The following is a 24,737-nucleotide window of genomic DNA, read 5'->3' on the forward strand; positions in this document are numbered from 1 at the left end:
ACCGTTAGCCATCCCGAAGCGAATGGGAAACTTGATGGAAGCTCGGAACAATCTCCGCTGTCTGGACCAGTCAGAACGGGACTTGGTAACCAGAAAGCAGCTCACCGAACATAGCAAGATTGTGCGCTCTGCGGTGATCGCAAATCTGGTGAACGCGGCGATTATCCTGACGCTCTTTTCCCAGGGCGTGTCCGTCTCGGCGCTTGTTCTGTGGTGCACAGTATTTGCAATTGCGACGGTTGACCGGCTCCGGCTTAGAAATATTTCGAGCGACCCGACATTATCATCCGAACAAATGCTGCGAACGAAGCGGCGGATTACCATCAACGCCGTGATTTATGCACATGTATGGGGCGTTGGTGTTGCCTTCCTGCTGCCAAGTTCAAGCCCCGCCCAGCTGATGTTGCTGGCCGTGATTGGTGCCGGGAAAATGAGCGCGGGCGTGATGTCCTATCGCCATTTGCCAGAGGCCTCCAGAGCGTGGACGATAATCATTGCCACCTGTCTCTCGACCGGTCTCCTGTTCATGGGCGGCAAGGAAAGCTATCTGGCAATATGCCTGCTCGCGACATTTGCAATGATCCTGCTGCTCAGCGGCAGGCAGAATTTTGCGAGTTTCGCCGATGAGGTCTTTGCGCAGAATGAACTGGCCGAAGCTGCTGAAACGGTGAAACTGCTGTTGAATGACTTTGAAGAACAGTCGTCGAACTGGCTTTTTTCGGTCGATCGCAAAGGGTTTCTGCTGGATGTGTGTGACCGTTTTGCAGAGGCCGCCCATCGCTCCGTGGAGGACCTGAACGGGGCTTTGCTGGTGTCGCTCCTGGACGACGAAGAGGACCGGCGGATGCTGGCCAACAATATCTCTCAAGGCGTGTCCTTCCCAGCGATCATGGTTGCTGTCATCGTCAACGGCGAGAAACACTGGTGGAAGATTAGCGGTCGCGCCACAAAGAACGGAGCGGAACACCTTGGTGTCGCGATGCGCGGGGTGATTTCCGATATTACCGCGCAGAAGTCCGCCGAAGAGAAGGTCCGCTACATGGCCCATTTCGACGGCTTGACCGATCTTCCGAACCGCAGATATTTTTCCGAAGCGCTGAACCGGACTATCCATCGGGCGCAGCCCGGCGACAAGATCGCGTTGCTGCTGTTCGATCTCGACCATTTCAAGGCAATCAATGATACTTTGGGCCATCCCATCGGCGACAAGTTCCTGACGATGGTTTCCCGGCGGCTGGAAAATGTCGCCAGGTCGGATGATACGCTGGCCCGGATCGGGGGAGACGAATTCGCTCTCCTTCTGAGCGGTGAGCGGGCAGAATTTGCCGAAGATATCGCGAATATGATTGTGGACGCAGTCAGCAAGCCGTTTCTGATCGATGACCATAATGTCGTCAGCAGCGCCAGTGTCGGTCTGGCGCAATGGACAAATGACATTGTCGAACCGGACATATTGGTGAGATATGCCGATCTGGCGCTTTATTCGGCCAAAGGCGCGGGGCGCAATCGCGTTGCCATTTTTGAAATGGAAATGGATGTCGTCGCCGAAGAACGCCGAAATCTCGAACTTGATTTGCGGGCATCGCTGGCCGAACAGGAAATGCGATTGCATTATCAACCGCTGGTCGACCTGAAAACACTCAGGAAGACGGGGTTCGAAGCGCTTTTGCGTTGGGAACATCCCCAGCGCGGGGTTGTGATGCCCAATGAATTCATCTCTGTCGCCGAGGAAACGGGATTGATCGTGCAACTCGGCGAATGGGTTGTTCGCCAGGCTTTGGAAGACGCCACCCAATGGGATGAATCGCTGAGCGTGGCGGTCAACCTGTCTCCGTCCCAGATGCGCAGTACGAGCCTGGTTCCGACAATCGTCAACGCGCTCGCGCAAACCGGCATCGCGCCGGAGCGGCTGGAACTGGAAATCACCGAAAGCATCCTGATGCAGGACAGCGACGTCAATATACGTACATTGCACAGCTTGCGGGATCTCGGCGTTCGCATATCATTGGATGATTTCGGGACCGGTTACAGTTCGCTCAACTATTTGCGAAGCTTTCCGTTCGACAAGATCAAGATCGACCGCTGCTTCGTCGATGAAATCGACTCCCGTGACGATTGCAAGGCGATCATCAAATCGGTGATCAGTCTGGCTCGAAATCTTGGCATGAAGACCACCGCCGAAGGTGTCGAGCGGCAGGAGCAGGTCGATGCGTTACGCATTTTGGGCTGTGATCAGGTCCAGGGCTATCTCTATGGCAAGGCGGAGGCGATGGATAATTGCACCGATTTGCGTCCGGTCGAAAAATGGGTCCCGCGGGTCGGGTCCGCTTCCCTTCCGGTGGCCGCAAATCCGGCCGATGCTGCCGAAAGAAAGACCGCTTAGCGCAAATCCGCACAGCCCCGTTTCCGCAGGTCTGGGTGTGCCGATCCGTTCAATTTTTGACCGGTTTGCACTCGTAAACCAGTCGCTCGTTTGCCTGTCCAGGCAGTTCCGCTCTGATTGCCTTCACCATGTCCTCGATATCCGCCAGCGCCTTGTCATCGGTCGTGCAGGCCCTGTTGCCATATTTAGCACGGATCGCGCGCGCCTTGGTCATCGTGTCGAGCCCGACCAGATAACGTTCCTCGGTAAATTCGCTGCGATCCGGCTGGAAGCTGCTGATGGTGATCGTCTGCTCCTGATTGGGAACAAATATCCGCGACCATTTTGCACCATCGCGACCATATTGCGTCCGGCCATTGACGCAGCCGCTATCGGCCCATTCGAGCGGCATTTCATTTTGCTGCGATACCGTGATCCGGCTGCGCTGCGGGTTGATTGTGCATTGATATTTGCCGGAAGTGGCGATGCTTGTTGGTTGCGGGAGGCTTTTGGGCTCATTTTCCTTCAAGCTTGCCGCGACCCGATCGTCAATTTCGCTGAAATCGGGACGCGACAGAAAGGTGAATATGGCGGCGAGCAACAATATGCCCGCGCCACCCGCCGCGCCGATCGCCGGATTGCGCTTGCCCTGAACCATCAGGACGCCAGCGCCGCCAGCCGCGAGCAGTGACAGCACCAATATCAGCGCGGCGATCGCCATCCGGTTTTCGCGCGCGGCGATAATGTCCTGGGATATCGTGGTCCGCAATTTTGCTTCCGCGCGTTCGCGCTTCTCGGCCTCGGCGTCCCTCGCGGCGTCGACCTGCGCGCGGGCGGCAATTTCACGCTGTTGCTCTTCCAGACTGATTTCGGCCGCTGACCGGCAGGGTGTCGCGGTGGTCGCCACTTTGACGCCCGCCTTGCGCAGAAAGTTGAGGATTTCGCGCGCCGAAACGGCAAAGCCGAATTCGGCATCATTGCCATTGCTAATCGATCCAAAGCTGTTTGCGCCCAGAACCCTGCCACAATTGTCGATCAGCGGCCCGCCGCTATTGCCGGAGGCAATCGGAGCGGTGTGGAGGATTGTGTCAAATTGCTTGGTGGTGCGCCCGCCGGACACCGTGCCGGTCGTCTTGACCGGCGACATCGGGTTGATCAGGTCGTCCAGATCAAGGCCCTGCGCCCGGTCGACCGAACCGGGATAGCCGATAGCGACCACATCCGCACCGTCGCCAACCGGACCGCCAAACACGGTCATCGGCGGCAATCGTCCGCCGTCCAGTACCTGAATGAGGGCAAGATCATTGCCGGGCGAATAGGCGATTATTTTCCCGCCATAGCTGGTCCCGCCCTGCGACGGGATGATCCCGATGACGACCGAGCTTTCCTGCCGGGCAATCTCGACGACATGGGCATTGGTAACAATCTTGTCCGGAGCGACCGCGAAGCCGCTGCCATGGCCGACAAAGGCCACCTTGTCGCCATCCTTGGCAGCGAGCACCACGCGGACAACCGAACGGCTGGCGGCGCTGATGTCTGCGGGATCGGCCTGGGCAGGGCCGGTGAGCAGAGTGGCGGTGAGGACCGAGAGCAGGAGCGCTAGTTTTTTGATCATGGATAGGCTCATGCTTCAAATGCGTGCAATATTCAAAGGACTTTTGAACTTCCCGTCGCCCCTCAATTCATAAGGCAGACTTTCCGGCAATCAGACAAAACTATAGGGATCGATATCAACCCCGACCCGGACGGCGCGCGGCCACTCCAGTTGTTCCAGCCATTCGCGCATGATCTGCTGCAGGTCGACCGAGCGCAGGGCATGGACCAGCAACCGGTGCCGGTGCCGCCCGCGCAGCATCGCCAGCGGGGCAGGGGCGGGGCCGAAGACCGAAAAACCATCAACCTTTGGCGCGGTCTGGCCAATCAGGCGCGCCGTTTCCATCGCTTCCTTGTTATCTTCGGACGAAACGATAATCGCGGCCCAGCGCGCGAACGGCGGGGCGAGAGCCTGACGGCGCGCCTCTATCTCGGCGGCGTAAAAGCCTTCGCGGTCATTCTTGATCAGCGCCTGGATCACCGGCGCATTCGGCATCCGGGTCTGGACGTAGACCCGGCCCGGTTTTTCTGCTCGCCCCGCGCGTCCGGCGACCTGGGCAATCTGCTGGAAGCTGCGTTCGGCGGCGCGCAGGTCGCCACCCTCGAGCCCGATATCCGCATCGACCACGCCGACCAAAGTCAGATTGGGGAAATGATAGCCTTTGGTCACCAGCTGGGTGCCAACGACGATATCAATCGCTCCGGCCTCCATCTGGTGGACGAAATCCGCGGCTTTCTGCGGCGACCAGATCGTGTCCGAGGTGACAATCGCCGTCCGTGCCTGCGGGAACAGCATTCTGACCTCGTCGCAAATCCGCTCCACCCCGGGTCCGCAGGCCACCAGACTGTCTTCGTCGCCGCATTCCGGGCATTTTTCCGGAATCGGCATGACATGGCCGCAATGATGGCAGGCGAGGCGGCGGGTCAGCCTGTGTTCGACCATCCACGCGGTGCAATTGGGACAGTCGATCCGGTGGCCGCAGGTCCGGCACAGGGTCAGCGGCGCGAAGCCGCGGCGGTTGAGGAACAGCAATGACTGCTCGCCGCGCTCGAGATTTTCCTCCAGCGCGTTGACCAGCGTCGGCGCCAGCCAGCTCCCGCGCGGCGGCACATCCTCGGTCAGGTCGAGCGCCTCGATATCCGGCATTGTCGCTCCGCCAAAACGCGCGGGCAGTTCGAGCAGCTGGTAATTTCCCTGCTCGACCTGATGCTGGCTCTCGATCGCCGGCGTGGCGGAGGCGAGAATGACCGGTATTTTTTCGTGCAGTCCACGCATGATCGCGACATCGCGGGCGTGATAGCGGACCCCGTCTTCCTGCTTGAAGCTGGTCTCGTGCGCCTCGTCGACGATGATCAGGCCCAGATTTGCGTAGGGCAGGAACAAGGCGGAGCGTGCGCCGACGATCACCTTGGCATTGCCGTCGGCGAGGGCGCGCCAGTTTTTCTTGCGCTCCGACTGTTTCATGCCGCTGTGCCATGCGAGCGGTTCGGCGCCAAAGCGCGCGTGGAACCGGTCGAGAAAAGGTTCGGTGAGGGCGATTTCGGGGAGCAGCACCAGCACCTGCTTGTCCTGGCGCAAGGCTTCCGCAACCGCTTCGAAATAGACTTCGGTTTTCCCCGATCCGGTGACGCCATCGAGCAGGAATGGCTTGAACTGTGCAGCGCGCACCGCGTCGATCAATATCTTGCTGACATTTTTCTGGTCGACGCTGAGATCGACGGTGTCGAAATCGGGTGACGGGTTGGCGGTTATCGCAAAGGGTGACACATCCTCCCGATCAAACACGCCAAGCTTTTCCAGTCCCCGGATAACCGCGATCGAAACACCGGCCTTGTTGGCGAGTTCGCTGATCGTGCCTTGCACGCCGATCAGCTTTTCCAGCGCCTGCTCCCGTTGCGGGGTCATCCTGTCCGGAACCGAACCGTTCAGCCGATATTCGCTGATCGGGCGATTGTCGGCAAAGGCCGCTCCGCTCGACAAGACCATCCGCAACACCGAAGCGGGAGAGGCGAAATAATAAGCCGCGGTCCACTCGATCAGCCGCCGCAGCGGCGCGCGCAACGGCGGAACGTCGCGTAGCTCCAGCAATGGGCGCAGTTTCTTCGGGTCAATTTCCTCGACCGGAAAACTGTCCGGCTCCCACACGACCCCTGGCATTTTGCGCGGACCGAGCGGGGCCATCACGATCGAACCGGGCTCCACCTGCATGCCGTCCGGGACCCGGTAATCGAGCGGCCCGAGGGCGGCGTTAAGCAGGAGTACACGAACGCGATTCATATCCATGCTATAGGCAGCGAAACATCATCCGTCATTCCTGCTTTGGCGAAATTTGGAGACATATCATGATCTATCATCGCAGATCGGTTCTGGGCATGGGCGTTGCGGCCGGATTGCTGGCACTTCCCGGCTGTTCGAGCCTGCCGGGCCTCAGTCTGACCGAGGCGGTCAAACGGCTGCTGACCCTGTCCTCGCAGAACGCCTTTGCCGAACTGCTCCAGCCGAACGGTTTTTTCGACAGCCAGATTGCCCGGATCACTGTGCCGGATTCGCTGGGTGGATCGCGGGTGACCAGCGTCGCAACGGCCTTGCTGCGCTCCAAGCCGATTCAGGAACGGTTGCTGCGTCAGGTCAACCGCGCCGCGGAAGAGGGGGCAGAGCTTGCCGCCCCGATCGTGGCCGAGACCATCCGCAATATGAGTATCGCCGACGCTGTGGCGATCATCAACGGCGGACCGCGCGCCGCGACCAGTCTGCTTCAGGGGCAACTCGGCAATACACTGGTTGACCGGATGTTGCCCGGCATCGGTAACGGACTGAGACTGTTCGACAACGAGATTATCAATCTGGTGCTGTCGCAAGCCACCAATGTCGATTTCTCCAGCATCAGCCGCGACGTGACCAACAAGGTCAGCGATGCCATCTATCGCTCGATCGGCGCGCAGGAAGCATCGATACGCGCCAATCCGAGAGCGACCAACGATCCTCTGCTGATAGCGGTACTGGGTGCGGGCAAGGCTTTCTGACTGTTGGGAATGCCGGTCCTGTCGTGATTTTGTCCCATATTCTTCCCCCAATCTATCCACAGCTTTCTGCCGCAAAAGGCGGGGCGGCAGTTTCATGGCTCGGGGAAAGCGGATAGGCAAAAGGCAACAGACGCATTTTTCCTATTCCTGGAGCCAGACCGATGAAATTCTTCGTAGACACAGCCGATACCGCGGAAATCGCCGACCTTGCCGCAACCGGCATGGTCGACGGCGTCACCACCAACCCGTCGCTGATCAAGAAATCGGGGCGCGATATCATGGAAGTGACCAAGGAAATCTGCGGTCTGACCGACGGTCCGGTTTCCGCCGAAGTCATCGCGCTCGATCATGAAACGATGATGAAAGAAGCCGAAGTGCTGCGCAAGATCGCCGACAATGTCTGCATCAAGGTGCCATTGACGATCGACGGACTGAAAACCTGCAAGGCGCTGACCGGCGAAGGCACGATGGTCAACGTTACGCTTTGTTTCTCCGCCAATCAGGCGCTGCTCGCTGCGAAAGCCGGTGCAAGCTTCATCTCGCCGTTCGTTGGCCGCCATGACGACAATGGTCTCGACGGCATGACGCTGATCGAAGACATCCGGCTGATCTACGACAATTACGCATTCGACACGGAAATCCTCGTCGCCTCGATCCGCCATCCGATCCACGTACTCGAATCCGCCCGCATCGGCGCCGATGTCGGAACCATGCCGCCCAACGTCATCCGCAACCTGTTCAAACATGTGCTGACCGACAAGGGGCTTGAAGGCTTCCTCAAGGACTGGGAATCAACCGGCCAGAATATCGGCTGAGCCGACACTGCCTATCATCGTCATCCTGAACTCGTTTCAGGACCCCTTGAGATCGCGCGCGAGTTTTGGAGGTCCTGAAATAAATTCAGGATGACGAAGCTTTTATCTAAAACCGATGACGACCCGCTCGATCAAAAACCCTTGGGTGCGGGATCGATCACGGCAAAGCTGCCGCTGCGGATTTCCTGAACTTCCAGCGCGCGTTCCGAAACGCCGTCGGCCTTGAACCGGAACACGCCGTCCAGCCCGATGAACCCGCCCGGATCGGTGAGCTGGTTGATCGGGAAGGGCGATCCCACTTTCCAGTTGCGCGCAACCTTGACCGTCAGCAACACCGAGTCATAGCCGAGGCTCGACAGCCGGAACGGTGCCCTGCCATAGCGGGCGCGATATTTGTCGGCATATTGTTTGTACAGGCTATCGGAAACGCTGGCGAACCATGCGCCGCGAATAGATGGCGCACCGGCCAGATTGCTACTCGTGTTCCACAGATCAGTACCAAGAATCCGCGCGGTCGCGCTGGCATTCTTGCGGATATAGGGCGCGGCCTTTATCGCCATGTCACCATTGTCGGCGAGCAGCACCGCTTCGAAATCACCATTGTCGGCGAGTTTCTTGGTCGCTGCCTCGATCGATTTGGAATCGCGATTGAACGTCTGGATCGACACGACCGTTCCACCGACATCCTTGACCCGGCGGAGCAGGGTTGATGAAGCGCGCTGTCCGTAGACGCCGTTGGGCACCAGGGCGGCAAAGCGGTTCACGCCCTTGGACTTTGCGTAATCCACAACGCGGGTAATCGACTGTGCCGGAATGTGCCCCAGAATATAGACATTGTTGCCAGCGGCACCGGTGTCGTTGGAGAAGCTCAGGATCGGCACGCCTGCGGGCCGGGCAATATTGGCCGTCGCCACGACATTGTCGCTGAGCAGGGGGCCAATGATCAGCTTGTTGCCGTCACGGATCGCGCTTTGGGCTGCTGCGGTCACGCCTTTGGCGGTGTCATAGCTGGTCATGCGGATATTGGCCGCCTGGGTATCGAGCAGCGCCATGGTTGTCGCGTTCGCCAGCGACTGGCCGACACCGGCATTTTTGCCGGACAGTGGCACCAGCAGGGCGATGCGGTGATGCTTCTGGTCATCGGGCAGGCCGGAGGTTACCGGCGGCGGGGTCGGGGTCGCGACCGGTGGCGGTTCTGCACCGCGTGGAACCACGGTTTCACAACCGGCGAGAAAGACAAATGCGGACACGCCCGCCCACTTCAAAAAGCGGCGCCTTCTCGTTTGATCTTGTCCTTGATACACCTTGTCTGCCATGACCGTCATATGTCTGCTCCTGCCCAATCCGGTCTCTATATCGTTGCCACCCCGATCGGCAACCTCGGAGATTTGTCGCGCCGCGCCGAGGAAACTCTCGCTGCTGCTGATATCATCCTGGTCGAAGATACAAGAGTAACCGGCAAGCTGTTGAATCATATTGGAAAAAAGTCCAGAATGATGGTCTATAATGACCATAAGTCGGCGTCCGATCGCGAGGCTATTTTGGACGCGGTCCGATGTAAAATTGTCGCACTGGTCAGCGACGCGGGGACGCCTTTGATCTCCGACCCCGGCTACAAGCTCGTTCGTGATGCGCAGGCCGCCGGCCTCTACGTCACGACAATACCCGGCCCGAGCGCTGCAATCGCCGCCCTGACCCTGTCGGGGCTTCCCAGCGATCGCTTTCTTTTCGAAGGCTTTCTGCCCAGCAAAACCAAGGCGCGGACCGAATCGCTGGCCGCGCTGAAGACGCTAAATGCCAGCCTGATCTTTTATGAAAATGGCTCCCGTCTCGGCGCTATGCTCGCCGACTCGCTGTCTGTGCTCGGGGATCGCAAGGCCGCTGTTGTACGCGAGATCACCAAAAGATTCGAAGAGGCTGTAACCGGTTCGCTGAGCGAGCTTTCGCAGCGCTATGGCGCGGAAAAACCGAAAGGCGAGATCGTCGTGATCATCGGCCCGCCGGGCGCGCCGGAAGCGGCCAGCGATGAGGAGATAGAGGCCGCGCTGCGCGAAGCCATGGTCCGGCTGCCGGCTTCGAAAGCGGCCGGCGAGGTTGCCCGCATGTTCAATACCGATCGCAAGGCTTTGTATGAACTGACCAATCGCTGGAAATCGGAAAAATGAACGTGGGTGCCTCTCTCACCGTTCGCCCTGAGCTTGTCGAAGGACATGGCCAAGCGCAACCGTTTGCAGCAACCAGCACAGCCCATCCGGCACCGCCCGAATGAAACGCGAGGCTGCCGAGAAACGCGGCCGTCAGGCCGAAAAGACCGCGGCCCGCTTCCTGCGCCTGAAAGGCTGGCGGATATTGGACGAACGGGTGCGGACACCGCGCGGCGAGGTTGATCTGGTCGCCAAGCGCGGCGGGCTGGTTGCCTTTGTCGAGGTGAAAGCGCGCACCAGGCTGGAAGATCTGGAACAGGCGATCGATCTGAACCGGCTCCGGCGCGTCGCCGATGCGGTGGAAATTCTCTATCCGCAATATTGCACCAGGGGCGAAGACGCGCGGATCGACGTGATCCTAGTCGCGCCGAGACGTCTGCCCGTACATCTTACGAATGTGTGGCATGGATTCTAGAATCCAAACAACAAACCGTTCGTTCTGAGCTTGTCGAAGGACATCTGACGTCAAGCAGCTAGGTTCGACAGGCTCACCACTAACGGTCAACCGATCGAACTTTCCCTTTACCACGGTAAACAAAAACGCCCTTCGACAAGCTCAGGACGAACGGTTAGAAACGCATCTCTCCCGTTCGTCTCGAGCGAAGTCGAGAGACGACTGCCGCAATGCCAATGTGTCTCGACTAGGCTCGACACGAACGGTAAGCGGGTTCGAAAATATCTGAGGAATGCAAATGACCCTGAAAATCGCCGTACAAATGGACCCGATGGAGACCGTCAATATCGCTGGCGACAGCAGCTTCGCCCTGATGCTCTCCGCCCAGAAACGCGGTCATCAGATTTTCCATTATGACGTGAAGGGCCTGACCCTGCAGTCCAATGGCCGCCTGACCACGCCGGCCCATCCGGTGACGGTGCAGCCGGTAAAGGGCGACTATTTCCGCTTTGGCGACCCCGTCAATCTCGATCTCGGCAGCGATGTCGATGTCGTGCTGATGCGCCAGGACCCGCCGTTTCACGTTGGCTATATCACCGCGACCCATTTGCTCGAACGGATCGAGGGCGAGACGCTGGTGGTCAACAATCCCGTCTCCGTCCGCAACGCGCCGGAGAAAGTCTATGTGCTCGATTACGCCCAGTTCATGCCGCCAACCCTGATCACCCGCGATCTCGACGAAGTGCGCGCGTTCCAGGCCGAACATGGCGGGGTGGTGGTCAAGCCGCTGCACGGCAATGGCGGCAAGGCGATCTTCCTGGTGCCCGAAGACGGCAGCAATCTCAGCGCCCTGTTCGAGGTGTTCAACCAGACCTGGCCGGAACCGCACATGGTCCAGCCCTTTCTCCCCGAGGTGCATCAGGGCGACAAGCGCATCGTGCTGGTCGACGGCGAAGTCGCCGGCGCGATCAATCGCAAGCCCGGCGAAGGCGAATTCCGCAGCAATCTGGCGCAGGGCGGCTATGCCGAAGCGGCCGATCTGACCGAGCGCGAGAAGGAAATTTGCGCGGCGATGGGCCCCGACCTCAAACGGCTCGGCCTGATCTTCGTCGGCATCGATGTGATCGGCGGCAAATGGCTGACCGAGATCAACGTGACCTCTCCCACCGGCATTGTCGCGATCGACAAGTTCAACGGCACCGATACGCCGGGGATGATCTGGGACGCGATCGAGCGGCGGCTTGCCGGGCAATAACAGAGCCGTAGGCCCCGTGCGATGAGCAGCTGGGTAACCGATCTGATCGAGCACGGGGGCTATTGGGCCATTGCTCTGCTGATGGCGCTGGAAAATATCTTTCCGCCAATCCCGTCAGAGCTGATCATGGGCCTCGGCGGCGTCGGCGTGGGGCAGGGGACATTTCACCCGGCCTGGCTGGTGCTGGTCGGTACGGTCGGCTCGCTGGCCGGCAATTATGTCTGGTTCATGGTCGGCCGCCACTGGAACGAGGATGATCTGCGCGCCTTTGTCCGCAAACATGGCCGCTGGCTGACGCTCGACGTGGATACGGTCAACCGGATCGATCGGATTTTTGACAATCACGGCCAGTGGGTGGTCTTCGTCGCCCGCTTCATCCCCAATATCCGCACGATGATCTCCGTGCCCGCCGGCCTGTTAGGCATGTCGCACAAGCGCTTTATCCTCGCGACCAGCGCCGGTGCCGCGGTCTGGAACAGCGCCCTGGTCTATGCCGGCTATACGCTGCAGCAGAATATCGACGATATCGGGCAATATCTGGGGCCGGTATCGCTGGGTGTGATCGGCATGCTGGTGGTGGTCTATATCTGGCGGATCATCTTCTGGCGACCGAAGGAGGATTGACGGCGAATATGCTTCTCTCCGGGCCAATGGCTGGCTGAAACCATAGCCCTCGGGCCAATATCATCGCACAGCTTCACGCTTCCCTATCGTCCGGACGGTTTGTCAAAGCGCCAGTTCGACCTGGTTGCGACCGGAGATCTTGGCTTGATACATGGCTCTGTCGGCCTGGGCGATCCCGACCGCCAGCTCCTCGTGATGATTCCAGATCGCGACACCAAAGGAACCGGTAACGCTCAGTCCATCCGGCCAACGCGGATCGGCTTGCGCAGCAATCCGGGCGCGCAGGCGCTCCGATACCGACGCTGCGGCCTCGATCGGGCACCCCACCAGAGCAATAATAAACTCCTCGCCGCCCCAGCGCGCCGTCGCCTCGTCGCAGCGTGCGGACAGGTCATCGGGTCTGGTGACGCTATCGATGATATCCGCAGTGGAAACCAGCACTGCATCACCGGTTTCGTGACCGAATTTGTCGTTGATCGATTTGAAATGATCGAGATCGATCAGGATGATGGAAATTGCCGCATCCGGTTGGTCTTGGCGAAGCTCCATCAATTTTGATTGAAATGCGCGGCGGTTGAGCAGGCCCGTGAGACTGTCATGTCGGGCGAGATAATCAGAATGCTGCAGGGCATCTTCGAGATAGAGAGCAAGCCGCTCGTTTTGCAGCTCGTTGACAAGCGCGGCTTTGACCTGTTTCGATTGCCCTCGCGTTATCCAGATTAATGTCGGCGACAGAACCAGGGTGACAACCAGCGGAAGCGGTCCGAGGACGTCGTAGAAATAGATATTCTGTGGAAGCAGGGTCACGAAAAACCCTGCGATCGCGGCAATGCTAATGCTCCAGACGGCTGTCGTCAGCATTGCCGAAATCGTAATGGTGACGATCAGGGTAATACATATGAGCAGTGGCCCGGGTCCGGCCCCCAGATTTGCCATGACCGGCAGCATCATGAGCCCCCAAAGGGCCCCGGTCAGCCCCTTAAGGAAGACAAATATCGGAAATAGAAACTGGACGGGTTGATGTGCTTCCAGCCTGCGCCGCAACATCTTGTTTACCGTTGCCACGATACATTGAATGACAACCTGGACCGCGATCAAGGTCCACATCAGCTTTTCATCGCCGATACCTATCACCCCGAAGCCCATAAGCGCGCCTGCGATCAACATAGCTATATGACTTGACGTGCCGATCGCAAGAACGCGGCGCAGCATGATGCCATGGATTACACTGCCGTCAATCTCCTCCAAATTAAGTGGCGTGCTATTCGCCCGGAACTCTGCTGGCGCGGTCATTTTCATAATTTGGCTCTGGTTTGGAAACTCTCGTTACGATATTTTACGGTTGGAAACCCAAAAGCTTAACGGCAACATGCAAATGTTGCGGTGATATTGTCAGCGCTATTTGTTGCCAGTTCTCGGATAGGCGTTTTGGCCTACCCGTGAATGCGCGCTGTCATATACGTCCATCGAACAAGCGGCCCGTACTGCCGTGGCGGGCTGTACCAAGCTCAGGTCCGGATAATCAGGAAATTTCTGGAAAGACCCGTAACCGCACTGGTCGCGCGTGCCGATTGGAACAGCGTCTTGTTTCGATATCGTCGAGATATTTACGGAAGCGCCAGTTCAACCTGGTTGCGGCCGGAGATTTTGGCCCGATACATAGCCTTGTCGGCTTTTGCGATGCCGGCAGCCAGATCATCTTGATGGTCCCATATCGCCACGCCGAAGGAACCCGTCACGCCAAGCCCGTCCGGCCAATGCGGATCGGCTTGTGCGGCAATCCGGGCACGCAGGCGCTCCGATACCGACGCCGCGGCCTCGATCCGGCATCCCGCCAGAGCGATGATAAACTCCTCGCCGCCCCAACGCGCCGTCGCCTCGTCGCAGCGAGCGGAAAAGTCGTCCGGTCTGGTGACGCTATTGATAATATCCGCGGTGGATACCAGCACCGCATCGCCGGCCTCGTGGCCAAATTTGTCGTTTATCGATTTGAAATGATCGAGATCAATCAGGATGATCGAAATGGCTGCTTCCGGCCGCTCTTGGCGCAGCTCCACCAATTTCGCCTGAAATGCACGGCGGTTGAGCAGGCCGGTCAGGCTGTCATGTCTGGCGAGATATTGAGCATGTTGCAGGGATTCTTCTAGAAAAAGGGCAAGCCGCTCGTTTTGCAGCTCGTTTACAAGCGCGGCTCTGACCTGTTTTGAATGGACATCCGTCATCCAGAATAATGTCGGCGGCAGAACCAGGGTCGCGACCATCGGCAGCGGGCCGAGAATATCATAGAAATACAGGGTCTGCGGAAACAAGGTCGCGAAAAATCCCGTCACCGCGGCGATGCTTAAAATCCGCACGGCTGCTGGCATCAATGCGACAATGGTGATGGTAACGATCAAGGTGATGCATACGAACAGCGGACCTAGGCCGTTTCCCAGAGCCTTGGCGACCGGTAGCATCATCAGCCCCCAGACGGCTCCTGACAATGCTTCGAGACCGACAAATATTCTGAATAGAAAACGGTCGGGCTGATTTGCATCCAGTTTGCGCCGCAAATTGGCACTGACCATTGCGGTGATAGATTGCAGAACAAATTGCACCGCGATCAGGGTCCACATCAGCTTTTCCGTGCCAAGGCCGTTGACCGCAAAGCCCATCAGCGCCGCTCCGAACAGCATCGGGACCTGTGCGGATATGCCGGCTGAAAGCACCCGGCGCAGCAAGATGCGCTGGATCTTGCCCGGGTCAATTTCGTCCGAATTCACCGGCGTAGCATGTGCCCCGAATTCTGCTGGCGCGGTCATTTTCATAATTTGGCTCTGGTTTGCGAAATATTGTTGAGCCATTTAACGGCAGAAAACCAACAGGCTTAACGCGACTATGGAAATGGCCCGGCGGCCCGGTCATCGCGAAATGCTGCCGTTTCCCGCAAAGGCGTTTCAAGTCGCCCGCGGAGGCGCGCTGTCATATATGTTCAGCAAATGTACCGCATTGACCGTCGAATAGACTTGCGTGGTGCTGTCGGGCAGGCCGAGCCTGGTCGGTGCCTGCTGGACCAGATGGCGGATCAGATCGGGCACCAGCGGCGAACCGCTGAGCATGCTATGCCTGCAGCTTGATCTAGCGTGGTTTCCTGACCATCAACACATCCACCGGTGACCAGCCCATCATTTCGCTCGCCCGGCTGCCGATGGTTGCCATGGCAAAGCCGCTCCGTCCATGTGTTCCGAGTACCAGCAGATCAAAATCCCCGCTGTCGAGCATATTGAATATCGACTGGTGTAGATTGCCTTCGACAAGGCGCGGGGTGACGCGCGCCGCATCGCTCTCCGACAGGTTCAAGCCGGTCATGAACGCTTGCAGTTCCTTTTCCGCATCTGACCGCATTTCGTCTGCGACCCCGTCGGATTTCAGCCAGGCCTCATAGGCGACGTGATAGGCATGCACGAGGTCGATCTTTGCATCGGGGAAGAACTCCAGCGCGGTACGAAGCGCATGAGCGGAAAATTCCGAAAAGTCGGACGCAACCAATATTCGACCATATTCCGCACGCGGTCGTTCTTTCACAATGAGTACGGGAGCGGGGGCATGGTGGACCAGATGGTCAACCGCCGTGCCCAGGAAAAAATCGGAAATATTATTGTGCCGAGCCGCCCCCACAATGATCAGGTCGCTTTTCAGCTGCGACGCCGTGTCGGCTATGACTTCGGGCGGTTTGCCGTAATTTATCGCAAGGTTGCAGCCTTCGGCATCGGCGCCATAATTCCGTCGCAACAGGGTCTCGACTTTCTCGATATCGACCTCGGTTTTGGGGCTTCCTACATATAGCAAAGTTCGGTCCGCGTTGCGGACGTCGGCGAGCAGCTTGGCGCGCGCGAACGGCCGGTCTGCCCGGGCTGTCAGATCGGTGGCGACTAGGATTTGCATGGCCATGGGAATAACATCTCTTTTGCGTTCATGTGTCTGTGCATCCGCCCGACCAAAACGGGCGAGCGAACGGTCTTCAGTTTTCAGATTTAGCCCGCCGTTCAGTGCAATTATATCAGGGTGTGTACGTAGATGCTTATCTCGACAATTGCTGCTATCGCCCGTGCGTCAGAATTGCCGCTTCAGCACCCACGAGGGTGCTGAGGTCGGCAATATTCTCACCCCGCTCTCGGATGCGCATTCTGATAGACATCAAGCAGATGCGCCGCATCGACTGCGGTATAGACCTGCGTCGAACTCAGGCTTGCGTGGCCCAGCAATTCCTGCAGGCTCCGCAAATCGGCGCCACCCGCCAGCAGATGCGTGGCAAAGCTGTGGCGCAGGGCATGCGGCGTGGTGCTGTCGGCGATGCCGAGCCTGGTCCGCGCCTGCTGGACCACACGCCGGATCATATTGGGTGAAAGCGGACCGCCGCGCTTGCCGCGGAACAGCGGCGCGCCGCCGATCCTGTCATTCTTGCAGCGGGCGAAATCCTGGGCAATCGGATAGGGGCAAAGGTCGATATAATGTTCGATTGCCTCACGCACCTGCGGCAGCAGCGGCACGATCCGAGTCTTGTTGCGCTTTCCGGTCACCCGCAACGTGTCGGACAGGGGCAGGGCATCGCCGGTCAGGTCGAGCGCCTCGCTGATCCGCAGGCCGGAGCCATAGAGCAACAGCAATACCGCCCAGTCGCGCGCGCCGATCCAGTCTTCGCCGGCATTGTCTTGCGCATCGCCGGCCAGCGCCAATATGTCGTCGGGCGAGACCGGACGCGGGACGCCGCGCTTGACCTTGGGCCCCTTGATCTTGGGAATCTGCGCTTCGTCCCCGCCGACATGTTTGAGGAAGGCGCGCAACGCCGACAATTCCCGCGCGGCGCTGTTGTTGGTCAGACCGTCACCTCTGCGATAGGCGAGATAGGCGCGGATATCCGCCTGGGTCACCGCCTTGATTTCGTCGATGCCGACATCGCCACCGATATGGTCCATCAGAAAATCGGTAAACCGCTCCGCCGTTATCACATAGGCACGCACCGTATGCTGCGACCGCCGCCGGTCATCGCGGAGATAGGCGGAGAAACTCTTGATATGGGCGCTTGCGGTATCGGTCATACGGTCCGTTCGTGCTGAGCTTGTCGAAATACGCTGGCTGTCACCCTTCGACAGGCTCAGGGTGAACGGACATGGTTTAGCAGACCCGGATTCAATCTCCAAACATCCTCTCCCGTAGGGAGAGGCAAGTGGAGCTTACAAACTTGTTTGTTTGCGCAACTCGGTGAGGGGTTGGAACAGCCGGGAGAGCAGGAACCCCTCACCGACTGCGCCTAAGGCAATAAATTGCCAAGGCTTGTTGCCTCTCCCTGTGGGAGAGGAAAAACAACCCGCCCGTTCGCTGAAACCGGTCCCTACAACCGATATTCACCTGACACTATTTTCGCATGTTCGGCCCTGGTCAGCTCGGCATAGCCCTCCGCATCCGGCTTGCAGAACCAGACCGGATCATCGATCGCGTTGACATCAAAGCCTTCCTCAACCAGCTCGACCTTGCGATATTTGAACGTACCGGTGGTCTGGGCCTCCGGCTCGATCCGGATGAACAGAGGCACGGCATAAGGCGGCAGTTCCGCGGCCAGAAAGGCGCGCAATCCGGATATGTCGAAATCTTCGGCGACGGTCAGCGACGCCATGCCGGCGCGGCCATCGGTGCCGGGGACTTCAACGCCATAGACATTGGCGGTCTTTATCCCGGGATATTGCGAGAGCACTTCGGAGACTTCGTTAGTCGCGACATTCTCGCCCTTCCAGCGGAACGTGTCGCCGATCCGGTCCTTGAAATAGATATAGCCGGCGCGGTCGCGGCTCATCAGATCTCCCGAGCGGAACCAGGCATCGCCCTTTTCAAACACGTCGCGCAGGATTTTCTTCTCGGTCGCTTCCTTGTCCTGATAGCCGGAAAAGTCCGAAGGGCTGTCCTTGAAAATTCGCCCGATCAGCTCGCCCGGCTCGTCCCAGTCCGCATTGATGCAGAAACCGTCCTCGCCGCGCACGGGCTGTTCCTCGGCGATGTCGAATTTCACGATCCTGGTATCACCGAACTGTTTCTCCAGATATTTCGGGATCCGGCCGACAGCGCCGATCTTGCCGTCAAAATTCATCAGGAAGATATTGCCCTCGGTCGATCCATAGATTTCGAGCAGCTTGGGCACCTGGAAACGGTCGACAAACTGCTGCCAGATATCGGCGCGCAGGCCATTGCCGATGCCGACCCGAACCTTGTGCGCGCTTTGCTTGGGATGGTCCGGCTGGTTGAGCAGATAGCGGCACAGCTCGCCGATATAGACGATCACCGTGGCGCCATTGTCGGCGGCATCCTCCCAATATTGGGAGGCGGAGAATTTGCGCCGCAGGATCGCCGACGCCCCGCTGAGCAAGGCGCCGCCCATGCCGATGAAACCGCCGGTCACATGATAGAGCGGCAGGGTGATATAGATGCGGTCTTCCGGCGTCAGCGGGCAGGTCGAAATGGCGATGCGAAAACTGCGCCGGGCCCGGGCGTGGGAGATGCGCGCCGCCTTGGGCAGGCCGGTGGTGCCCGATGTATAGACATAGAGGAACAGGCCCTTGCCGGTCATATGCGCGCGATGGCTTTTATCGGGGCGATCAGAGGGCAGGGCGGCCAGGGCGTTGTTGAGGTCCAGTCCGACTTCGCCATCCCAGTCCCACAGCGCCGGTGATCCGTCGAGCTGGGCAGCGATATGCGACACGCGGGGCGCCAGATCGGCGGTAGTGATCACCGCTTTAGTCTCGACAATGTTCAGACAATGGGCGAGGCCGGCGCCCTCCAGATTGCTGTTGATCAGCGCCGTTATGATCCCGACCTTCGACAGGCCGAACCAGGTGGCGACAAAATCGGGTGCATTTTCCATGAACAGGGCGACCGTGTCACCCGCCTTATAGCCCTGCGCCAGCGCCCAGTTCGCGATTCGATTGGCGCGGGCTTCAAATTCGCCATAGGTCACCCTGCCGCCTTCGAAATAAAAGGCGATCTTGTCCGGAAAACGGTCGATCGTGGCTTCGATATCGTCGGTGATCAGGATCGGCGCGTCGGCATCGATATCCTTGACCTGCGCCATCACATTTTTCAGCGAACGGGTGAAATCGATCTCGCGCTTGATGACGCTGAATATTCCCACGGCTTCTCTCCCCATATTTTGGTCGAGTGTGACAGCTAAGCTGAAAATATTCAACGCCCATCGGCGATAGAAAAATGCGTGCGATCTCAGATGTCTGCGATGATCTTTGGCAAGAGCGCATCAAGCAGCGGCATGCCCCGGGGCGATATCATCAAGCGTCCCCCTGCGGCGTCGAGCAGGCCCAGACCGGCGAGCTGATCGATGGCTGCCCCATCGACCATCTGCGCCGCCGTCAGTCCGGTCTTGTCTGACAGCGCGGCCAGATCGACACCCTCGGCCAGCCGCAGGCCCATCATCAGCGCTTCCATCGCCCGCGTTGCTGCTGACAAAGGCTGTTCGACCTTCAGGCCATTGCCATTGCGTTCCACCGCCGAGAGGAAATTTTCCGGCTTCTTGTGCCGCTCGGTCGCGCTGTCCAGCCGCCGTCCGTGCGCGCCAGGACCGATGCCGATATAATCCTCGTAGCGCCAGTAGGTCAGATTATGACGGCTTTCCTGACCCGGTTTCGCATGATTGCTGATCTCGTAAGCGGGCAGGCCGGCGGCGGTCATCATGCTGCGATTGAGCTCGAACAGGTCGGCGCAATGGTCATCGTCGGCGGGGATCAGCTTGCCGGTCCGCACCAAAGTCTCGAACCGCGTGCCCGGCTCGATGGTCAGCTGATAAAGCGACATATGGCCGGTACCGAACCCGAGCGCGCGGTCCAGTTCCGCCTGCCAGTCGTCCAGCGATTGCCCGGGACGGGCATAGATCAGGTCAAAGCTGACCCGGCCGAACGCCTGCTGCGCGGTATCCAGCGCGGCCAGACCTTCCTCGACATCATGCGCGCGACCGAGAAATTCGAGCGTCTGGTCGTCGAGCGATTGCAGGCCCAGCGACACCCGGTTGACGCCCGTCCGGGCCAGATCATGAAAATTCGCCGCCTCGACCGAAGACGGATTTGCCTCCAGCGTGATTTCGATATCTTCGGCAAAGCCCCAGCGGCGCTCCGCCTCCGCAATCAGCCGCTCGACCAGCGCCGGCGGCATCAGCGAGGGCGTGCCGCCGCCGAAGAAGATGCTCGACAGCTTGCGCCCCGGTACCAGCGCCGCTTCATGTGCCATGTCGGCGAGCAGGGCGCTCTCCCACGCCGCGACATCGACTTGCGCGCGGACATGGCTGTTGAAATCGCAATAGGGACATTTGGACACGCAGAACGGCCAGTGGATATAGAGAGCCAGAGGCCCCATATTGGTCCTGTTCAGATTTTCCATTGTAGAGGCCAGTTCATGCATATATTCCGCGCCCTTAGCGCCATCCTCCTGATCACGCCAGCCTTTGCCGCCTGTTCCGCCGGAACATCGCAAAGCCCGGAACCCGCGACATTTGTCGAGACCCGCACCAGCATGGAGCCCAAGCCGCGCGGTGAAGCACGGCTGCAGAGCGCGATGATGCGGGCGCATAATGACGCCCGCGTCAGGGTCGGTGCGCCGAAACTGGTGTGGAATAGCGAACTGGCCAAGGACGCCGCAATCTATGCCGCCAGTCTCGCGCGTACCGGGAAATTCGCCCATGATCCGCAGACCGGTCGCAACCCGCGGCAAGGCGAGAATCTGTGGATGGGTACGCGCGATGCCTATAGTTACGGGGAAATGATCGGCGCCTGGGTCGACGAGGACCGCTATTTCAAGCGCGGCCTGTTTCCCGACAACAGCACCACCGGAACCTGGGGCGATGTCGCCCATTATACCCAGATCATCTGGCCGACCAGCCTGCGGGTCGGCTGCGCCGTAGCCAGCAATGCCCGCGACGATTTTCTAGTCTGTCGCTATAGCCCGGCGGGCAATATCGTCGGACGCGATCCGCTGAACGGGTGATGCGTCATGCCAGCGCAGGCTGGCATCCAACCCGCTTTTGTGAGTGTCACTAGCCTTGGTTCAGGTTCCAGCCTTCGCTGGAATGACAGTTTAGAGGCAGGCCGCAACCAGTTTCGCAAACGCATCCGCGCGGTGACTCATCGCCTGTTTCTGCGCCGGATCAAGCTCGGCAAATGTCTGTCCGAACCCGTTAGGCTGAAACACCGGATCATAGCCGAAACCCAATGCGCCCCGCGGCGGCCAGACGAGCTTGCCCTCGACGCGCCCCTCGAAAATTTCCGAATGGCCATCCGGCCAGGCCAGCGCCAGCGTCGCCACAAAATAGGCGCTGCGATCGACATCCGGTCCTTGCTCTGCGATCAGCCCTTCGACCTTGCCCATCGCCATGTACCAGTCGCGGCCGGGCGCGCCTTCGAACCGTTGCCGCTCGGCCCAGTCGGCGGTATATACACCCGGCTTGCCGCCCAGCGCCGTGACGCACAGCCCGCTGTCATCGGCCAGCGCCACGCAATCCGCACCCTCCGCGCTGGCCCGCGCCTTGAGCAGCGCATTTTCGGCAAAGCTCGTCCCGGTTTCTTCCGGCTCCGGCAATCCGAGATCGCCTGCCGACACCGGCTCGATGCCATAAGGCTCCAGCAACGCCCGGATTTCCCGCACCTTGCCCTGATTATGGCTGGCGATCACGAGGCGTCCGGGGGCAAGTTTGCGGTGGGTCATTCTATTCCCTCATTCGTCACCCCAGCGAAGGCTGGGGCCCAAACCAATGATTGTGAGTCTCGCAATATTGGCTTGGATGCCAGCCTTCGCTGGCATGACGCTGTTCTTCTTTTCTCTCTAAATCCTAACCGACCGCCTTGTCCTGCGCCTCGAAAATCTGGCCGCAGCCGATTTTCGCCAGTCGCATCAAGCGCATCAGCCCTTCGTCGTCAAAGGTCTGGCCCTCGGCAGTCGCCTGCGCTTCGGCGATATTGCCATCGCCGGTCAGTACGAAATTGGCGTCGGCGCCGGCATTGCTGTCCTCGTCATAGTCGAGATCGAGCACCGGCGTGCCGTCAAAGATACCGCAGCTGATCGCGGCGATCTTCTGCTGAATCGGGTCTTCCTTGAGCACTTTCTGGTCGAGCAGGCCGTTGACCGCCAGCCGCAGCGCCACCCAGGCACCGCTGATCGAGGCAGTCCGTGTACCGCCATCGGCCTGGATCACGTCGCAATCGAGCGTGATTTGCCGCTCGCCAAGCTTCTTGAGATCGACGACCGAGCGCAAGGAGCGTCCGATAAGCCGCTGGATTTCCTGCGTTCTGCCGGATTGCTTGCCGCGCGCCGCTTCGCGCGATCCACGGGTATGCGTCGCGCGGGGCAGCATCGAATATTCGCCGGTAACCCAGCCGGTACCCTTGCCGCGCATCCACGGTGGCAGGCTCGTCTCGATGCTGGCGGTGCACAGCACCCGCGTATCGCCAAAGCTGATCAGGCAGCTTCCCTCGGCATGTTTGGTAAATCCGGTTTCGATGGAAATGGCGCGCATTTCGTCCGGCGCACGGCCCGATGGTCGCATGTGATGATTCTCCTGTGGCTTTGAAGCGGTGGCTCTATCTTTTTAATGATATTCAAGCAACGTTAGAAAGAAACGCCGGTGCGATGATTTGACTCCACAAACTTTGGAAGCTGAGGCATGTTAAAATCATGTATTGGATTTTCTTGAAAGAAGTTTTAAAAAGAGCCTTTCATCCGGCGCCTAGAATAACGGATGGATTGCAAGTTTTGGTAGCATCAGCTCTCCCGGCCTTAGGCAAGTTTTTTGGTTTTAAATTACCGGTTTCTGCGGGCAATGATGCTTTCGCTTATATTGGTGCCGTGGCCGTCTTATTTGTTGTTATCCGTTTGTTCTGGGCACCCTACTCTTTATGGAAAGACGCGGTAGAAAAAAAATTGATGCTAGAATTGGAACTTAAGAAGCCGGAAAGAATGTTGTCAAAGAGGCTCGCGAAGGAAAAAGCCAGAGCTCGGGTAAAGTTAATCGAAGGACTAAATGTGTTGCAGTTTGCTTCTTTCAGTACTGCGGCTACGGACAAGGCAAAGGTCAATAGAGAATTAGTCAAAATGATTAATTATGCAACTGTATCGGGGCTTCCTTATGAGTACCGTCAGTTTATAATGAAGTTCGGACTATTTTGTAGAGAATATGATCCGGCTGTAGAACAATCCCATAATCCCACACACATAACCTCATGGATGGCTCAATTCGTTCATGATGAAATTAGTTTGGAAACTTTAACTGAAAAACTTCCTGATCACTTTTCAGAAAATTAGAAACTAAGGGACGCACTTTCAGAACCTAATGTATGTATCGCGCTAGAAACTAGCTGATATTTAATCTATCTATCACCCATGACCAACACCCCGATCACCGAAATGACCACCCGCGCGCAGGACATTTTCCGTGTCGTGGTGGAATCCTATCTCGACACCGGCGCGCCGGTCGGGTCGCGGACCATATCGAAAGCCCCCGGCCTCGAACTTTCCCCCGCCTCGATCCGCAATGTCATGCAGGATCTAGAGGAGCTGGGCCTGCTCGCCGCCCCCCATACCAGCGCCGGACGGGTGCCGACCGAAATCGGCCTGCGCCTGTTTGTCGACGGCATGATGCAGGCTGCGGTCCCGACCCAGGAAGAGCGCGACGCGATCGAGAGCCAGATCACCGAACGGGGGCCGGTCGAGGATGCCCTGCGCGCTACAACTTCAATCCTCTCCGGTCTGTCGTCCTGCGCCGGTCTCGTGCTGGTGCCCAAGCGCGAGCCGTTGCTCAAACAATTCAGTTTCGTGAAATTGTCCGAAGGGCAGGGGCTGGCGATCCTCGTGTCGCAGGATGGCGGCGTCGAAAACCGGGTGCTCGACCTGCCGCCCGGCGTGTCGGAATCGGCCCTGGTCGAAGCCGGCAACTATCTCACCGCCCGCTATGGCGGCAAGACGCTCAGCCAGGCGCTGGCGACGGTCGACGGAGAAATCAGCGCCGGCGAACTGGCTATCGACAAGGCGTCGGAAGAGCTGGTCAGGGCCGGCATGGTCACCTGGAGCCGCGATCCGTCGGACCGACCGGTATTGATCGTTCGCGGACAGGCGAACCTGCTGCAGGACAATAGCGCGCTGGCCGATCTCGACCGGGTGCGGCGCTTGCTCGACGAACTCGAAGCCAAGCAGGAAATCGCCCGTCTGCTCGACAATGCCCGCGACGCGGAAGCAGCAAAAATATTTATCGGCGCCGAGAATAAATTATTCTCCCTTTCCGGCTCATCTGTGATAGCGGCGCCCTACAAGGACGGCGACGGACAGGTGGTTGGCGTGGTCGGTGTAATCGGTCCGACAAGGTTGAATTATGCCCGCGTGGTACCCATGGTAGACTTTACCGCGCAAACCCTGTCGCGATTGCTGACGAAATAATAGAAATTAGAGT

Annotated in this window: 22 protein-coding genes; 10 read left to right on the plus strand and 12 right to left on the minus strand. The window is 58.9% G+C overall.

Annotated elements, in window-relative coordinates; genetic code table 11:
* Window positions 1–34: 34 nt before the first annotated feature.
* Window positions 35–2,383 (plus strand): putative bifunctional diguanylate cyclase/phosphodiesterase, encoded by a 2,349-nt coding sequence (locus HUO14_RS02190; protein ID WP_176278241.1) that lies wholly within the window; start codon window positions 35–37, stop codon window positions 2,381–2,383.
* 49 nt (window positions 2,384–2,432) lie between these two features.
* On the opposite strand, the gene HUO14_RS02195 is transcribed toward HUO14_RS02190, so the two are convergent.
* Together HUO14_RS02195 and HUO14_RS02200 are read right to left on the minus strand one after the other, a co-directional pair.
* Window positions 2,433–3,977 (minus strand): trypsin-like peptidase domain-containing protein, encoded by a 1,545-nt coding sequence (locus HUO14_RS02195; protein ID WP_246255155.1) that lies wholly within the window; start codon window positions 3,975–3,977, stop codon window positions 2,433–2,435.
* A gap of 90 nt (window positions 3,978–4,067) precedes the next feature.
* Window positions 4,068–6,233, minus strand: coding sequence for a primosomal protein N' (locus HUO14_RS02200; RefSeq protein ID WP_176278243.1), 2,166 nt, complete (start codon window positions 6,231–6,233; stop codon window positions 4,068–4,070).
* Window positions 6,234–6,298: 65 nt separating this feature from the next.
* Here HUO14_RS02200 and HUO14_RS02205 point away from each other — a divergent pair, with 65 nt between their 5' ends.
* Both HUO14_RS02205 and fsa read left to right on the plus strand, forming a co-directional pair.
* Window positions 6,299–6,979, plus strand: coding sequence for a DUF4197 domain-containing protein (locus HUO14_RS02205; protein ID WP_176278244.1), 681 nt, complete (start codon window positions 6,299–6,301; stop codon window positions 6,977–6,979).
* A 161-nt stretch (window positions 6,980–7,140) separates the two neighbouring features.
* On the plus strand, window positions 7,141–7,794 hold the full coding sequence (fsa, locus tag HUO14_RS02210; RefSeq protein ID WP_176278245.1) for a fructose-6-phosphate aldolase: 654 nt from the start codon (window positions 7,141–7,143) through the stop codon (window positions 7,792–7,794).
* 131 nt (window positions 7,795–7,925) lie between these two features.
* Here fsa and HUO14_RS02215 read toward each other — a convergent pair whose 3' ends face one another.
* Entirely contained in the window at window positions 7,926–9,059 is a 1,134-nt protein-coding gene (locus HUO14_RS02215) for a penicillin-binding protein activator (RefSeq protein ID WP_246255158.1), read from the minus strand.
* 60 nt (window positions 9,060–9,119) lie between these two features.
* On the opposite strand from HUO14_RS02215, the gene rsmI reads away from it, so the two are divergent.
* The 4 genes from rsmI (at window position 9,120) to HUO14_RS02235 (ending at window position 12,271) form a co-directional block, all read left to right on the plus strand.
* A complete protein-coding gene (gene rsmI / locus HUO14_RS02220) occupies window positions 9,120–9,959 on the plus strand; it encodes a 16S rRNA (cytidine(1402)-2'-O)-methyltransferase (protein ID WP_176278246.1) in 840 nt (279 codons plus the stop codon).
* A gap of 100 nt (window positions 9,960–10,059) precedes the next feature.
* Entirely contained in the window at window positions 10,060–10,413 is a 354-nt protein-coding gene (locus HUO14_RS02225) for a YraN family protein (RefSeq protein WP_176278247.1), read from the plus strand.
* 277 nt (window positions 10,414–10,690) lie between these two features.
* Entirely contained in the window at window positions 10,691–11,647 is a 957-nt protein-coding gene (gene gshB / locus HUO14_RS02230) for a glutathione synthase (protein ID WP_176278248.1), read from the plus strand.
* A 21-nt stretch (window positions 11,648–11,668) separates the two neighbouring features.
* The gene (locus HUO14_RS02235; RefSeq protein WP_176278249.1) at window positions 11,669–12,271 is read left to right on the plus strand and encodes a DedA family protein; all 603 of its coding nucleotides are present in this window, start codon (window positions 11,669–11,671) and stop codon (window positions 12,269–12,271) included.
* Window positions 12,272–12,373: 102 nt separating this feature from the next.
* Here HUO14_RS02235 and HUO14_RS02240 read toward each other — a convergent pair whose 3' ends face one another.
* The 7 genes from HUO14_RS02240 to hemW all read right to left on the minus strand — a co-directional run bounded on the left by HUO14_RS02240 (window position 12,374) and on the right by hemW (window position 20,659).
* Window positions 12,374–13,438: a GGDEF domain-containing protein gene (locus tag HUO14_RS02240; protein ID WP_176278250.1), complete on the minus strand. Its 1,065-nt coding sequence runs from the start codon at window positions 13,436–13,438 to the stop codon at window positions 12,374–12,376.
* A gap of 440 nt (window positions 13,439–13,878) precedes the next feature.
* Window positions 13,879–15,072: a GGDEF domain-containing protein gene (locus HUO14_RS02245; protein ID WP_176278251.1), complete on the minus strand. Its 1,194-nt coding sequence runs from the start codon at window positions 15,070–15,072 to the stop codon at window positions 13,879–13,881.
* Window positions 15,073–15,207: 135 nt separating this feature from the next.
* Entirely contained in the window at window positions 15,208–15,369 is a 162-nt protein-coding gene (locus HUO14_RS02250; protein WP_176278252.1) for a hypothetical protein, read from the minus strand.
* 19 nt (window positions 15,370–15,388) lie between these two features.
* On the minus strand, window positions 15,389–16,201 hold the full coding sequence (locus tag HUO14_RS02255) for a universal stress protein (RefSeq protein ID WP_176278253.1): 813 nt from the start codon (window positions 16,199–16,201) through the stop codon (window positions 15,389–15,391).
* Between the two features lie 212 nt (window positions 16,202–16,413).
* Entirely contained in the window at window positions 16,414–17,349 is a 936-nt protein-coding gene (locus tag HUO14_RS02260; RefSeq protein WP_176278254.1) for a tyrosine recombinase XerC, read from the minus strand.
* 293 nt (window positions 17,350–17,642) lie between these two features.
* On the minus strand, window positions 17,643–19,430 hold the full coding sequence (locus HUO14_RS02265) for a long-chain-acyl-CoA synthetase (protein WP_217907883.1): 1,788 nt from the start codon (window positions 19,428–19,430) through the stop codon (window positions 17,643–17,645).
* An 86-nt stretch (window positions 19,431–19,516) separates the two neighbouring features.
* Window positions 19,517–20,659: a radical SAM family heme chaperone HemW gene (gene hemW, locus HUO14_RS02270; RefSeq protein ID WP_176278735.1), complete on the minus strand. Its 1,143-nt coding sequence runs from the start codon at window positions 20,657–20,659 to the stop codon at window positions 19,517–19,519.
* Between the two features lie 39 nt (window positions 20,660–20,698).
* Between hemW and HUO14_RS02275 the strand changes: the two genes are divergently transcribed.
* Entirely contained in the window at window positions 20,699–21,286 is a 588-nt protein-coding gene (locus tag HUO14_RS02275) for a CAP domain-containing protein (protein WP_176278256.1), read from the plus strand.
* A 90-nt stretch (window positions 21,287–21,376) separates the two neighbouring features.
* Here HUO14_RS02275 and rdgB read toward each other — a convergent pair whose 3' ends face one another.
* A complete protein-coding gene (rdgB, locus tag HUO14_RS02280) occupies window positions 21,377–22,003 on the minus strand; it encodes an RdgB/HAM1 family non-canonical purine NTP pyrophosphatase (protein WP_176278257.1) in 627 nt (208 codons plus the stop codon).
* A 124-nt stretch (window positions 22,004–22,127) separates the two neighbouring features.
* Window positions 22,128–22,841, minus strand: coding sequence for a ribonuclease PH (rph, locus tag HUO14_RS02285; RefSeq protein ID WP_100094286.1), 714 nt, complete (start codon window positions 22,839–22,841; stop codon window positions 22,128–22,130).
* A 128-nt stretch (window positions 22,842–22,969) separates the two neighbouring features.
* Here rph and HUO14_RS02290 point away from each other — a divergent pair, with 128 nt between their 5' ends.
* Window positions 22,970–23,596 carry a hypothetical protein gene (locus HUO14_RS02290; RefSeq protein ID WP_176278258.1) on the plus strand — a complete coding sequence of 209 codons (627 nt, stop codon included), beginning with the start codon at window positions 22,970–22,972 and terminating at the stop codon, window positions 23,594–23,596.
* A gap of 78 nt (window positions 23,597–23,674) precedes the next feature.
* A complete protein-coding gene (hrcA, locus tag HUO14_RS02295; protein ID WP_176278259.1) occupies window positions 23,675–24,724 on the plus strand; it encodes a heat-inducible transcriptional repressor HrcA in 1,050 nt (349 codons plus the stop codon).
* The last annotated feature ends 13 nt before the right edge of the window (window positions 24,725–24,737 follow it).

This window comes from Parasphingorhabdus flavimaris (assembly GCF_013371215.1).
Lineage (GTDB): Bacteria > Pseudomonadota > Alphaproteobacteria > Sphingomonadales > Sphingomonadaceae > Parasphingorhabdus > Parasphingorhabdus flavimaris.